Raw genomic sequence first — 13395 nt, forward strand, 5'->3', positions numbered from 1 at the left:
TCTTGCTCAAGCTGTACAGATGGCCGTCCGACGACTGGCAGAGCATCGGCGCGGAAATGCCCTCGGAGGTCATCTGGGCTGATCTCTTGAACGCGACTGAAGAGGAAAAGCAGTTCGTCGAGCGGCTGCTCAGGATATGTATTCCGTCCAAGGAATCCCTCAGCGCGATCGAGGCGTCGAGCCGGCTGATCCTCGACCACGGCACGCTCTATCTCAGCTCGCCGGCGGTCCGGCTCTCCGAGGACAACGAGGCCGAGATCACGCCGGTGGGATTCGTCATCGGCCCGCGCGTGCTGGTGACGGTGCGCTTTGCCGAGCTGCCGATCTTCGACGATGTCGGCAAGCGCATCGGCTCCGACGACAGCCTGGAGAACAGCATGTGCGTGTTCACCAGCCTGCTCGAAGCCATGATCGAGCGTGGCGCCGATGTTCTGGAGCATCTCGGCGCCAAGGTCGACAAGCTCTCGCGGGGCGTGTTCAAGGGCGGGCTGGTTCGCACCCAACGGCCGGTGCGCTCCAGCCGGAGGATGCGCGAGGCCCTGGAAACCATCGGCGAGCTAGCCGATCGGCTGGCCAAGGCGCGTGACGTTCTGCTCGGCGTCGGCCGCATCGCCTCATTTGCCGGCGATGTCGGCAGCGAATGGATCAAGGCCGCGTCGAAGAAGCGCCTCGAGGCGGTGTCGAAGGACGTCGTTTCGCTCAGTGACTACGAGACGCGACTGTCCGACAAGATCCAGCTGCTGCTTGATGCGGTGCTCGGCTTCGTCAACATCCAGCAGAACGAGCTGTTCAAGATCCTGACGATCGTGTCCGTCGTCGGCGTGCCGCCAACCATCCTGGTTGGCATCTGGGGCATGAACTTCAGGCACATACCCGAGCTGGACTGGACCTTCGGTTATCCGCTGGCCTGGCTCGCGGTCATTGCCAGTGGCGTGCTGCCGCTGATCTGGTTCAAGCGGCGCGGCTGGTTCGATTGAAGCGGCGGCGCACCATTTGAAAACGATGCGCCGCCGTTTGATCACGCTGCCTTGGCGTCGACATTGCCGATCCAGTCACGGGCCAGCGTCACGTCGGCTTGCGACAATTGATGGCCCGCCGGCAGGACCTTGTGGGTCACGCTCGCACCTGCTTGCGAGAGCAGAGCCGCGAGACGGGCTGAATTGCTCGCCGGCACGATCGGGTCGGCCTGTCCTGAGAGGAGCAGAACGGGTTTGCCGCCAAGCGCGGCCTTGGGAGGATCCGACAGTGGCACCATGGCGCGCAGCAGGATCGCGCCTGCCAGCACCTCCGGCTTCAGCAGCAACAGCGCTGCGGCGATGTTGGCGCCATTGGAGAAGCCGACCGCGACGGGCGCCGCAAGGCCGTAACGTTGCCGCGCCTCCGTGACGAAGTCGCCGAGTTCGAGCGCGCGGTGGCGCAAATCATCCTCGTCGAACACGCCCTCGGCGAGGCGGCGGAAGAAGCGCGGCATGCCATGTTCGAGCACGCGGCCGCGCGGCGAGAGCAGGGCGGCGCCGGGCGAGATCATGCGGCCGAGGCCGAGCAGGTCGTTCTCGTCGCCGCCGGTGCCGTGCAGCAGCAGCAGAGGAGGGGAGCCCGCGTTGGCCGCGGGCTCGAAGCGATGGATGAATGCACTTTCGGTCATGACGCGGTCTCTTCCAGGTTCGGCAGCACGCCCTCGATCTGCTTGCGGTGTTGTTCGAGGAAGCTCGGCAGCTTGAGGTCGCGTCCCAAGGTCGCGACGGGTTCGTCGACGGCGAAGCCGGGGATGTCGGTCGCGATCTCGAACAGCACGCCGCCGGGTTCGCGGAAGTAGATGGAGCGGAAGTAGTTGCGGTCCCTCTGCTCGGTCGGGTGCAGGCCGTGATTGTTCACGAGCCTCTCGGCCATCTTGCCCTGCTCGGCGTCATCGGCCGCACGGAAGGCGATGTGGTGGACAGAGCCGCCGCCCTGATGCCCGCGCAAAAAGCCCTTGGCTTCGTAGATATCGACGACGCTGCCTTCGGCATCTCCCGGCGCCTTGAAGCGGATCACCGAGCCCTCGCGTCCGGTCTCCTTGAAGCCGAGCACGTCGGTGAGGACGGCCGCCGTCTTCGCCGCGCTGTCGAGCAGCAGCGTCACGCCATGGAAGCCGCGGATCGCATGCTCGGCCGGCACCTCGCCATTGCTCCAGCCGGGCTCGTTCTCGGCACCGGGAATGCCGACGAGCGCGAGCGCCATGCCATCAGGGTCGGTGAAGGGCAGCACGGACTCGCCGAAGCGCTTCTCCAGGGCTTCGTGAGCGATGCCCCTCTCGATGAAGCGCTGCGTCCAATAACCGAGCGAGCGCTGCGGCACGCGGAAGGCGGTCTGATGGGTTTCGCCAACGCCGCGGCGGCCGGCCGAAACGCCCGCCCAAGGGAAGAAGGTCAGGATGGTGCCGGGCCGGCCGGTCTCGTCGCCATAATAAAAGTGGTAGGTGCCGGGATCGTCGAAATTGACGGTCTTCTTGACGAAGCGCAGGCCGAGGTCCCGGGTGTAAAAGCCAAAATTGCGGATGGGGTCGCCGGCGATCGCGGTGACATGGTGCAGTCCAGACATTGTCGTCCTCCAAAATTCGGGGAGCGGTCTTGCTCTGCCCGGAAATATCGTTCCGCTTTGGATTGGAGACAATCCATGCAAATATGACGGCTATGTCTATGATTTGGAAACAATCGCCGAGGCCAACTCTTGGATAAGCTCGGCAGCCTCCGGGCCTTCGTAAAAGTGGTCGAGAGCGGCAGCTTTGCGGAAGCCGGCCGGCAGTTGCGGCTGTCACGCTCGGCGATCAGCAAATACATCGCCGACCTCGAGGAGAGCCTCGGCGTCCAGCTTCTGAACCGGACCACGCGGCACGCGAGCCCGACCGAGAATGGCCAGCGCTATTTCGAGCGCGCGGTGGTGATCCTCTCGGAGATCGAGGCTGCCGACCAGGCCGTGACGCAGGCTCAATCCGCGCCGCGGGGCCTGTTGCGCGTCAATGCGCCGATGTCGTTCGGCACGATGCGGCTCGGCCCGGTGCTCGCCGATTTCATGGCGCGCTATCCCGAGCTTCAGCTCCAGATCGTGCTCAGCGATGATCTGCTCGATCCCGTCCAGGACGGCTTTGACGTGACGTTGCGGATCGCGGAGCTGGAATCCTCCAGCCTGATCGCGCGCAAGATCATGCCGGTGGCGCGCATGATCTGCGCCTCGCCGGAATATCTCGCGCGTCACGGCACGCCAAAGCATCCGCAGGATCTGCGCGAGCACGTCTCGCTGACCTACGGCTTCCTGCTCACCGGCAATCAGTGGAAGCTCACCGGCACTGATGGCGATCACTGGATCCAGCCGGCCTGGTCGCTCTGCGTCAACAACGCCGAGGTGCTGCGCGACGTCGCGATCAAGGGCAGGGGGCTCGCGCTGCTGCCCGAGTTCATCGCCGCCGATGCCTTGCGGAAGGGTGAGCTGCGGACGGTGCTGGACAATTATTTCGCGCCGCCGCTCGCGCTCTATGCGGTCTATCCGCCGACGCGGCATTTGTCGGTGAAGGTGCGGCTGTTCATCGATTTTCTGGTCGAACGTTTTGGCCGCGACGAGGACGAAGCCGGCGGACGCAGACGTGCGGAGGCTAGGTGACCGGATACTATTATACCGTGACGGAAAGCTGAACTTTATTCCGATCTCTCGGGACTCATACTTGCGTCCCGACTTCGCGCCTTACGACCAGAGAGCTTCAGCCGCTGCCGGGGCGTCGCCGAGGGCTCTCTTTCATGCCGCTGCGAATAGCGGCGACATGATGTGTAGCTCGCCGGCCTTCTCGACTTGATTTCAACAAGCGCAGGAGGAGCCCATGCGGAAGTCCCTCACCTTTTTCCTTACTGGCGTGGCATTGACCGTCGCGGCGTCAACCGCCGTAGCCGGCGAGCGGGTGCTCGAGTTCAAGCTGGTCACGAAGCCGATCGACCTCAAGGTCATAGAGGCCGCAAACGTCGAAGGACAGACGGTTGTGTCCGGTAAATTCTTCGGGGTCGCCGTCTTTAGCGATGGCCGTATCGGAGTGAAGGAGTTCGTCAATACTTCGGACTTGCTCAAAGGGTCGGGCCCCTTCTTCGGCTATAGCACCTACACGTTCGAGGAAGGCTCGATTACGGCGCGCTACACCGGTTCGGCCAAGCACGGCAAATCAACGGGCGAATACACGATCCTATCGGGCACAGGTGCTTATGCGAACGCCACGGGTACGGGCACGATCGAAAGCGCGCCGAACCCGTTCAAGGGCGTCAACCTGCTTAACATAAAGCTCGTCGTTAAAACGCCCGGCTCATGACAGCGCAATGTGCACAGCTCGCCGCACGAAGGAAGTTGATCCCTTGTGCGGCGTGTTGGCCCGGCCGGCGGCACCTTGCCGGCCGGGCGACCTGACATCGCGCCAAGCGCGCCGGCTGGCTCGTCCCGAAGACTGTTAGTGCTTGAGCGATGCTGAAAAGGCGGCAAGCGCGATCATGTCGTCGACGCTGAGATTCTCGACAACCAGTTTCATGAGTTCGCTATTGGCGCCCTTCCGCGCGCCCGATTTGAAGTCATAGAGCTGCCGGAACATGTAGGTGGGCGAACGGGACGCAATCCCTGGCGCGATGGCCGTCCCGTTGAGGTCAGCACCGTGACAGACCGCGCACCGGACGCGCGGATCGCTGTTCGCTGCCAGCGTTCGTCCTTTCTGAATGCTGCCTGGCGGAACGTAGGCGATGAAACGAGCGCGCGAGTCCCGGCTGACAAAGTGTTCAACGTTTTCCGGTATCTCGATGATGCGCTGACCGATGGGTTCTTTCTCGGTGCCGTCCAGCGGAGCCAAGAACAAGTCTCGCACCTGCGTTCTTGGCACCAGCTCGGTCTCTACGACGGCAATATTCGATCTCGGCTTGATGGAGGCGAAGTAGGCAGCGGCGTCGCCGAGGTCCTGATCGGTCACCGCTTTGGACAGCTTGATCATCAGGTCGGTGGCGACGCGAGGCGCCGAGTTCGTGCGCAGGCCCGTCTTGAACTCCGCCGTTTGCTGAATGATGTATTCCGCGGAGAGGCCAAATAGGCTGGCATTCTCAGGACCGCCCGGTCCGTCTGCCCGATGACAGACGCCGCACGCGAACACCTCTGGCTTTCTCCCCCTTGCCACGATTTCCGGCATTGGTGGATGATCGTCCGGATGCCAGTCGGGCGCGGCGAACAGATCGCGCACTTGCGTGAGTGTAAAACCGGCGGCGCTGTCAGGAACGCGCCTGATCGTGCCATCGTCAGGGGTGCGTTGAAAATTGGGCGGGTTTACCGGGTAGGCCCATGCCGGCGGACCCTCCTGGATTTGCGCACGCGCCCCTGCCGCGGTGAGCAATGCCATCGCGAACGCCCATAGAGCGATCGGAAATCTCATGGCTCTCGACCTCCCAGCGTGTCGGTGAAGCCAGACTGTACTTTCCGAAGGCGAGGATCAGGAGCGGCTAACCGACCGCTCATCGGGCGACGGACGCATCAGCTCCTCCGCCACATCGAAAACACCATTCAACGCCCGGGATTCGCAGACGTCAACGTGCAATTCAGTTGTCGTGACCAACGGACGTGGTCGCCCCACTGGTCCTGATCGTAGGCCTGCAGGATGCGGACAAAATCGGCCATGCTGGATCGATCTCGGTTTTCGGCCACCGCCGCAACCTGAGTATCGGATGCGGGCTGGGTCCCTTGCCAAAACCGCACAAGGAGATCGGCGATGTTTCTCATGACGTACTCTCTGCAGCCAACTGTGAAAGTAGACATCAAGTACTGGAGCGGCATCGCGCCGTTCGATCAGGAGAAAGGCCGGCGGGCGCTACGCCGCCGGACTTGTCCTGCAACTGCCGGCTCGCAGGGCCGGTTCCGTTGCTTTTCACTCTGCGTTCATGGCTAGCACGACGTAGTTGGTTGTCGCCATTGTGCGCGGGTATGACGTGACCATACTGAGGTAGGGTCAGATCGATGACTCGGGATCAGTCGACCCCGCGGGTCGGCTAGCTCCCCGAATGCTGCTCGGCCGGCCGGAGCAGATCGTTCAGCGTGCGCATCGACGCCTGTTGAAGCTCGGCGAGCTCGCGTGCAGCGTCCTCGCACTCGGGCAGGGACATTGAGGGTGCCGCCAGCTCGATCTCTCGGCTGCGATCGAACAAGCGGACAAGCCCGAGTGCACCGGCGGCACTGCCGAGTTGATGCGCAGATCGCGCCAGCCGCTTGGAATCGCCGGCCGTCGCTGCTCTGTCTATGTCCTCGATCAGCTTTGCGCTCGTCGTTTCCAGCAAGTGGTGGAGCTTTTCGATTTGCGCCGGGCCCAAAAGTTCTTTCTGGTCGTCGAGAAAATGCCGGTCGATCAACGCGCCGGCCGCAAGCTGTGTTGCGGTCGTCTCCTGCGCCGGATCATCCTCGATCGCTTCGCGCAGCGCGTTGACCAGGATCGGCTTGCTGACGACCTTGGCGATGCCGGCGCCGGCGAACCGTTCGCGGGCGCTGCTGGACACGTCTGCGGTCACCGCGATGATGTGCGGCATCTTCGGCAGACCGAGCTTGCCGATCCGCGACGCCGCCTCCACGCCGTCCATGTCGGGCATGTGCAGGTCCATCAGGATGATGTCGAAGGCGTGATCGCGGGCGAGTGCGACCGCTGAGGCGCCGTTCGTGGCGATCATGGGGCGATGGCCGAGCCGGTTCAGGATGGAGCGGCAATGCGGTCAGCGAAGCGACGATCCGCATGCGATCCGACGTCGCGCCGAGCGCGAGCCATCCCGCGGCGGTCGCGCCGGCAAGGCGAATGAAGCCGCGGCGGTCGACCGCGAAAGCGGAAGGCCGTTCAGTCATGAAATTCTTTGCATGATGGCCCTGTCCCAATCCGGATGCTTAGCGGCGAAAGCCGGGTGCCCACAATTGACGAAAGGAGCGCATGTGAACGTTCATTCGCAGCCTCGGCGGCCCAGCACGGAAGTTCAGATGTCGCTACTTGGCATAGGCCTTGACTAACGCCGCAACGTGAACTCGTCCGCACTGCGCCGGTGCTCCCATTTCGCCTGCTCAAGCTCCGGCTGATCGCATTCGATTTCCGGATAGCCGATGCAGAGATACGCGATGAACTTCCAGGTTTCAGGCACGTCGAGAGCGGCGTGAATGCGCGCGGGGGTCAGGATCGAAACCCAGCCGATACCGATGCCCTCGGCGCGCGCGGCGAGCCACATCGTGGTGATGGCGGCGACCACGGAATATTCCGTCGTCTCCGGCATGGTGGCGCGGCCGAGGCCGTGGCCGATATCGCTGGCCTTGTCCGCGAACACCGCAAGATGGCCAGGCGCCTGTTCGAGGCCCGACAGTTTCAGCGTCGCATAGCGCGCCGCGCGCTCTCCGGAGTAGCAATTGAGCGCATCGGCATTGCATGTCCTGAAATCGTCGATTACGGCACGGCGCCGTGCGGCATCGTCGACGGTGACGAAACGCCAGGGCTGGCTGAGCCCAACCGACGGCGACAGGCAGGCGGTCTCGATCAGTCGCGTGATGGCACCCTCCGGCAACGGATCGCTGCGGAAGCGACGCACGTCGCGGCGCCACACGAACAGCTCGCGCAAATGCTGACGGAAGGTATCGTCGAACTCGACCATGAGGTCAGCGTCCCATCTGGAAGGCTGCTGCGACCAGCAGGATCAGGATCTCACCGAGCTGCTCGAACGCGCCGAGGATGTCACCGGTCTGTCCGCCGATGTGGCGGATGGCAAGCCGTGCCAAGAGCACACCGGCGAGCGACAGCAGGATCAGGCCGACCAGCGCCTTGCCCGGCCCGAGCGCGAGGGCGAGAGCGAGCGTCCCAAGCGCGAAGGCGATGGCGACGCTGCGGCCCGGCGGCGGCCCCGCGCTCGCCGAAAGCCCATCCGGCCGCGCCGGAGGGACCAGCGACATGAAGGCCGGCACGCCGGCGCGGGCAGCGATGTGCGCCGCGCACAGCGCCAGCGTGACCGCCCAGGGACTAGCGATCGCGGTGAGCGCACTCCAGCGCAGGCCGAACGACAGGATCAACGCGCAGACGCCATAGGTCCCGATCCGGCTGTCGCGCATGATCTCGAGCTTGCGCTCGCGCGTCCGGCCGCCGCCGAGCCCATCGGCGGTATCAGCAAGTCCGTCCTCGTGCAGCGCGCCGGTGATGAGGGCGGTCGCGGCCAGCGCGAGCAGGGCGGCAAGGTTTGGTGTCAGTCCGAGCCGGCTGGCGACCTTATAGACCAACGCGCCGGCAAGGCCGACCAGCAGTCCCGCGACGGGCAGGGCCCAGGTTGCACGCGCGATGGCGCCATCGCCTGCGGGCTTCGACGATGCCACGGGGAGGATCGTGACGAACGATGCTGCCATCCTGAGATCGGCGACGACGTCTTTCAAAAGTTCGGCGCGCGGCATCATTTCAATTTCATCGGCAGGCCGGCGACGACGAACTCGACCTCGTCCGCGACACCAGCAATGATCTGATTCATGATTCCGGCGGCGTCGCGGAAGCTGCGCGCCAGCGCGTTGTCGGGCACGATACCGAGGCCGACCTCATTGGTGACGAGCACGACCGGGCTCTTGAGATGGAGCAGGGCGCCGGCAAGCTCGTTTACCTCGCTCTCCCAGTCGCGCTCCGCATGCATCAGATTGGAGAGCCAGAGTGTCAGGCAGTCCACCAGCCGTGCGCCGCCGCCATCGGTTGCGACCAGCACCTGCACGAGATCAAGCGGTACCTCGCGCTCGATCCAGTCGGTTCCGCGGCGCGCACGATGCCCGGCGATGCGCGCCTCCATTTCAGCATCGAGCGCCTCAGCCGTCGCGACATAGACGGGCCGGCCGGGAAAGGCGCGCGTGCGCGTTTCCGCACGCTTGCTTTTGCCCGATCGCGCTCCGCCCGTGATCAAGATGACGGCCATGAAGGTCTCCTATCAGCCCTGACTAATCACCAAACACGGCCAAAGACAAAGCCGAAATCAGGCCTGTAGGGGCTTGCGCTCTGCCTTCGCTTTGCGCAACAGGGGCGGGACAGGAGGCCGGCGTGGGCTTTGCGGGCGCGATGGTGGTGGCGATGGCGGTGGATGCCCTCTTGGGCTGGCCGTCGTGGCTGTTCGCGCGGATCGGCCATCCCGTGACTTGGCTCGGCCGCCTGATTGCGGCCATCGACACGGCCTGGAATCGCGTGTCCGATCCGCCGGCTCTTCGCCGCGGCGCGGGCATTGCCGGCGCACTTCTCGTGATCGCGCTCTCAGTTGCGGTCGGCTGGATGATTCAATCCTTGCTTTGGTCGGGCTGGACCCAGATCGTGCTGGTCGGCGTCCTCGCCTGGCCCCTGGTCGCGCTGCGCTCGCTGCACGATCATGTCGCGGCGGTCGCAAATCCCTTGCAGGCCGGCGACATCACCGCTGCACGTGACGCGGTCTCGCGCATCGTTGGCCGTGATCCCGCGGCGCTCGATGAGCCCGGCATCGCGCGCGCGGCGATCGAGAGCCTTGCCGAGAATGCCTCCGACGGCATCGTGGCGCCGGTATTCTGGGGCGCGCTGTTAGGCTTACCCGGCATCCTCGGCTACAAGGCCATCAACACGCTCGACTCCATGATCGGCCATCGCAGCGAGCGACACGAAGCTTTCGGCTGGGCCGCAGCGCGCATCGACGATGTCGCCAATTTCATTCCGGCGCGCCTGACCGGCTTCCTCTTCGTGCTGCTGGCGCCGCGGCGATCGGAGGCGCTGTCGTGCGTGAGCCGCGATGCGCGCCGCCATCGCTCGCCCAACGCCGGTTGGCCGGAAGCGGCCATGGCGGGGGCGCTCGGTGTGCGGCTCAGCGGTCCCCGCATCTATCACGGCAGCATCACGAACGAGCCCTGGCTCAACGAAGGCGCGCGCGATCCGCTCGCTGCGGACATCAATCACGGATTGGCGGTCTATCGTAGGTCCATGCTGCTTCTCGCGGGGGTGCTTGCGATCCTGGCCTTCGCGTGAAACAACGGGGCATGCGCGAGCACGGTGGAAATCTCGATCAGGCCCAGCAGCGTTTTGGCGGACGCGCTGAGGATTGGATCGACCTCTCGACAGGGATCAACCGCCTGCCTTATCCCGTGGGCGAGGTGAGCCCGCGCGCCTGGAGCGCGTTGCCCTCGCGCGCCGAGGTCGATGCCTTGCTTCAAGCCGCGCAGCACGCCTATCGCACGAGCGCACCTGTTGCTGCGATGGGCGGTGCACAGGCCGCCATTCAATTGCTGCCGCAACTGGCGCCATCCGGCCGCGCGCGCATCCTCGCGCCGACCTACAATGAATATGCCGGGGTCCTGTCGGCTGCGGACTGGGATGTCCAGGAGGTCTCGGGGCTCGACGCGCTAGCCGGCGCAGACCTCGCGATCATCGTCAATCCCAACAATCCCGATGGACGCCGCCATATGCCGAAGGACTTGCTGGCATTGCTGCCGCGCGTCGGCCGTCTCGTGATCGACGAGAGCTTTGCCGACGCCGTTCCGCAGCTGTCGCTTGCTTCGGAAGCGGATCGGCCGGGGCTGCTGATCCTGCGCTCGTTCGGAAAGTCTTATGGCCTTGCCGGCCTGCGGCTTGGGTTCGCGCTCGGCAATGCGGCCGATATCGGCAAGCTTGCATCGATGTCGGGGCCATGGCCGGTCTCGGGGGCAGCGATCGCGATTGGCTGCCGCGCCTTGCGCGATGATGCCTGGGCCGAGGCGACGTCAGCGCGGCTCGCACGCGACTGTGCTCGCCTCGACGCCATGGCGCAGTCGCAAGGCTGGACGCTTGTCGGCGGCACGCCCTTGTTTCGTCTTTATGGAACGCCTGACGCGCGCGCCGCGCAGGAAAAACTCGCGCGTCGCCAAATCTGGTCGCGTGTCTTCGCGAGAGAGCCGACATGGCTGCGCCTCGGGCTTCCCGGCAGCGAAGCCGAATGGGCTCGCCTTGCCGAGGTGCTAGCGCGCTAACGCGAGCAATCCTTCGACGTCGAGATGCTTTTCGATGTGATCGGCGAGGGCATCAAGCGCGCTCTCGACCCTGGCGTGATAGGGCTCGTCGCCCGCGGGAATATCGAGTTTTGCCAAGAACGCCTTGCGGAAATCATCCGACGTGAACAGGCCGTGCAAATAGCTGCCCTGCACGCGGCCATCGCGCGAGATCGCGCCTTCCGGCTCGCCGTTCAGTTTCGCAAATGGCCGCGCACGGTCAGGCCCATCGGTGCGGCCGATGTGGATCTCGTAGGCCTCGATCGGCTTGTCGGTGGCGGCATGCACGGCCGCGACACGCGTCAGCGTCTTCTGCGGGCTCATCACCGTTTCTACATCCAGCAGCCCGAGACCCGGCGTGTCGCCCGCAGGGCCCTCGATGCCATCGGGATCAGCGACTCTATGTCCGAGCATCTGATAGCCGCCGCAGAGACCGAGCACATGGCCGCCGCGGCGGTGATGTGCGAGCAGATCGATGTCCCAGCCCTGCGCCCGCAAAAAGGCGAGATCGCCGCGGGTGGATTTTGAGCCGGGGATGATGACGAGCCTGACATCGCCAGGAATCGCTTCGCCCGGACGCACCATGACGAGATCGACGCCCGGTTCGAGCTTGAGCGGATCGAGATCGTCGAAATTGGCGATCCGCGATAACGCGAGACAGGCGATCTTGCATTGGCCCGGCTTTCGCGCATCGCGCAGGCCCAGCGCATCCTCTGCCGGCAGCTCGCCGGCGCGTGCGAACCAGGGCAGCACGCCGAGACCGCGCCACGCAGTCCTCGCTTCGATCAGCTTGTAGCCGTCATCGAACAGCGTGGGATCGCCGCGGAATTTGTTGATGACAAAACCCTGGATCATCGCGGCATCATCGGGGTCGATCACCGTCTTGATGCCGACGAGCTGGGCGATGACGCCGCCGCGGTCGATGTCGCCGACCAGCACGACCGGCACGTCGGCCTTGCGCGCAAAGCCCATATTGGCGATGTCGGCCTTGCGCAGGTTCACCTCGGCCGGGCTGCCGGCGCCTTCCACCAGCACCAGATCAGAGCGTGCCTTCAGCCGCTCAAAGCTCTCCAGCACGGCACTCATCAGCGAGGGCTTCATCGCGGCATAGTCACGTGCACGGGCGGTTGCGATGCGCTTGCCGTGGACGATGACTTGCGCGCCGACATCGGTCTCCGGCTTCAGCAGCACCGGGTTCATGTCGGTGTGCGGCTCGACGCCGGCGGCGAGCGCTTGGAGCGCCTGGGCGCGGCCGATCTCGCCGCCATCGACGGTGACGGCCGCGTTGTTCGACATGTTCTGCGGCTTGAACGGCAGCACGCGCAGGCCACGGCGCGTGAAGGCGCGCGCCAGGCCGGCGACGATGAGCGACTTGCCCACGTCCGAGCCGGCCCCTTGGATCATCAGCGCGCGCGCCATAGCGAGATCGTCTCAGAATTCGACGCCGGCTTGCGCTTTGATGCCGGAGCGGAAGGGATGCTTGACCAGCGTCATCTCGGTGACGAGGTCGGCGATCTCGATCAGCTCGTCCTTGGCGTTGCGTCCGGTGAGCACGACATGCGTCATCGGCGGCTTCTGCGTGGTGAGGAATTCGACGACCTCGGCGATATCGAGATAGTCGTAGCGCAGCGCGATGTTGATCTCATCGAGCACGACCATGCGCAGGTTGGAATCTGATATCAGCTCCTTGGCCTTCTCCCAGCCGGCGCGCGCGGCGGCGATGTCGCGGGCGCGGTCCTGCGTCTCCCAGGTGAAACCTTCGCCCATGGCGTGGAACTGGCAGAGATCGCCGAAATGACCGGTGAGCAGGCGCCGCTCGCCGGTGTCCCAGGCGCCTTTGATGAACTGCACCACCGCGCAGGGGAAGCCATGGGCGACGCAGCGGACGATCATGCCGAAGGCGGAGGACGACTTGCCCTTGCCGGCGCCGGTGTGGACGATGATGAGGCCTTTTTCGCCGCTCTTGGTCGCCATGATCTTGTCGCGGGCGGCCTTCTTCTTCGCCATTTTCGCAGCGTGCCGGGCGTCGGTTTCCTCGCCCGTTTGGGTCTCCGGTTCAGGCGTCATCGTACCAGTCCTTCGGCTTGACAAGTGGCGGCCAGCGGCAAATGGTGGGCCCGCGTTGGTTCCTGTCCTATGACAGGCGAAGAGGGAATGCGATAGGGTCCGAATCGGCAAGATTTGGGTCCAAAATGCAGCCGCCCCCGCGACCGTGACCGGAGAGATGCCCGAAGCCACTGATCCCCCAGGGGATCGGGAAGGCGGGGATCGAAGGGCAAGACCCTGCTCCGCAAGCCGGGAGACCTGCCAGCGCGGACGATTTTGGACCGGCGGACGGGGTGTTCCGCGACGGGGAAACGGGCCCCTGAAAAGTGGTTCGTGCGCCTCTTC

Annotated in this window: 13 protein-coding genes, 1 pseudogene and 1 riboswitch; of the genes and pseudogenes, 5 read left to right on the forward strand and 9 right to left on the reverse strand. The window is 64.8% G+C overall.

Annotation, left to right across the window (positions count from 1 at the left end):
* Window positions 1-2: 2 nt before the first annotated feature.
* Window positions 3-977, forward strand: a complete 975-nt coding sequence (locus tag LRP30_RS14380) for a magnesium transporter CorA family protein (protein ID WP_249760738.1) — start codon at window positions 3-5, stop codon at window positions 975-977.
* A 41-nt stretch (window positions 978-1018) separates the two neighbouring features.
* On the opposite strand, the gene LRP30_RS14385 is transcribed toward LRP30_RS14380, so the two are convergent.
* Together LRP30_RS14385 and LRP30_RS14390 are read right to left on the reverse strand one after the other, a co-directional pair.
* The gene (locus LRP30_RS14385) at window positions 1019-1645 is read right to left on the reverse strand and encodes an alpha/beta hydrolase (RefSeq protein WP_249760739.1); all 627 of its coding nucleotides are present in this window, start codon (window positions 1643-1645) and stop codon (window positions 1019-1021) included.
* A complete protein-coding gene (locus LRP30_RS14390) occupies window positions 1642-2580 on the reverse strand; it encodes a ring-cleaving dioxygenase (RefSeq protein WP_128934818.1) in 939 nt (312 codons plus the stop codon). The genes LRP30_RS14385 and LRP30_RS14390 overlap by 4 nt, the downstream gene beginning before the upstream one ends.
* A 129-nt stretch (window positions 2581-2709) precedes the next feature.
* Here LRP30_RS14390 and LRP30_RS14395 point away from each other — a divergent pair, with 129 nt between their 5' ends.
* The gene (locus LRP30_RS14395) at window positions 2710-3636 is read left to right on the forward strand and encodes a LysR family transcriptional regulator (RefSeq protein WP_249760740.1); all 927 of its coding nucleotides are present in this window, start codon (window positions 2710-2712) and stop codon (window positions 3634-3636) included.
* 214 nt (window positions 3637-3850) lie between these two features.
* Window positions 3851-4327, forward strand: coding sequence for a hypothetical protein (locus LRP30_RS14400; protein WP_249760741.1), 477 nt, complete (start codon window positions 3851-3853; stop codon window positions 4325-4327).
* Between the two features lie 135 nt (window positions 4328-4462).
* Here LRP30_RS14400 and LRP30_RS14405 read toward each other — a convergent pair whose 3' ends face one another.
* The 5 genes and pseudogenes from LRP30_RS14405 to cobU form a co-directional block, all read right to left on the reverse strand.
* Entirely contained in the window at window positions 4463-5422 is a 960-nt protein-coding gene (locus LRP30_RS14405; RefSeq protein WP_249760742.1) for a c-type cytochrome, read from the reverse strand.
* Window positions 5423-6032: 610 nt separating this feature from the next.
* Window positions 6033-6731 (reverse strand): annotated as a pseudogene (locus LRP30_RS14410) (response regulator); the annotation flags it as partial.
* A 294-nt stretch (window positions 6732-7025) separates the two neighbouring features.
* A complete protein-coding gene (gene bluB, locus LRP30_RS14415) occupies window positions 7026-7658 on the reverse strand; it encodes a 5,6-dimethylbenzimidazole synthase (RefSeq protein WP_249760744.1) in 633 nt (210 codons plus the stop codon).
* A gap of 4 nt (window positions 7659-7662) precedes the next feature.
* Window positions 7663-8445 (reverse strand): adenosylcobinamide-GDP ribazoletransferase, encoded by a 783-nt coding sequence (gene cobS / locus LRP30_RS14420; protein ID WP_249760745.1) that lies wholly within the window; start codon window positions 8443-8445, stop codon window positions 7663-7665.
* Window positions 8442-8945 carry a bifunctional adenosylcobinamide kinase/adenosylcobinamide-phosphate guanylyltransferase gene (cobU, locus tag LRP30_RS14425; protein WP_249760746.1) on the reverse strand — a complete coding sequence of 168 codons (504 nt, stop codon included), beginning with the start codon at window positions 8943-8945 and terminating at the stop codon, window positions 8442-8444. The genes cobS and cobU overlap by 4 nt, the downstream gene beginning before the upstream one ends.
* Before the next feature lie 122 nt (window positions 8946-9067).
* Here cobU and cbiB point away from each other — a divergent pair, with 122 nt between their 5' ends.
* Together cbiB and cobD are read left to right on the forward strand one after the other, a co-directional pair.
* Window positions 9068-10009, forward strand: a complete 942-nt coding sequence (cbiB, locus tag LRP30_RS14430) for an adenosylcobinamide-phosphate synthase CbiB (RefSeq protein WP_249760747.1) — start codon at window positions 9068-9070, stop codon at window positions 10007-10009.
* A gap of 11 nt (window positions 10010-10020) precedes the next feature.
* Window positions 10021-10986, forward strand: coding sequence for a threonine-phosphate decarboxylase CobD (gene cobD, locus LRP30_RS14435; protein ID WP_249760748.1), 966 nt, complete (start codon window positions 10021-10023; stop codon window positions 10984-10986).
* On the opposite strand, the gene LRP30_RS14440 is transcribed toward cobD, so the two are convergent.
* Window positions 10975-12423, reverse strand: a complete 1449-nt coding sequence (locus LRP30_RS14440) for a cobyric acid synthase (protein ID WP_249760749.1) — start codon at window positions 12421-12423, stop codon at window positions 10975-10977. The genes cobD and LRP30_RS14440 overlap by 12 nt on opposite strands.
* A 12-nt stretch (window positions 12424-12435) precedes the next feature.
* Complete coding sequence (gene cobO / locus LRP30_RS14445; RefSeq protein WP_128934810.1) at window positions 12436-13071, reverse strand: cob(I)yrinic acid a,c-diamide adenosyltransferase; 636 nt, start codon at window positions 13069-13071, stop codon at window positions 12436-12438.
* 39 nt (window positions 13072-13110) lie between these two features.
* Window positions 13111-13331: riboswitch (cobalamin riboswitch) on the forward strand.
* Window positions 13332-13395 lie beyond the last annotated feature (64 nt).

It is taken from the genome of Bradyrhizobium sp. C-145 (assembly GCF_023375135.1).
Lineage (GTDB): Bacteria > Pseudomonadota > Alphaproteobacteria > Rhizobiales > Xanthobacteraceae > Bradyrhizobium > Bradyrhizobium zhanjiangense.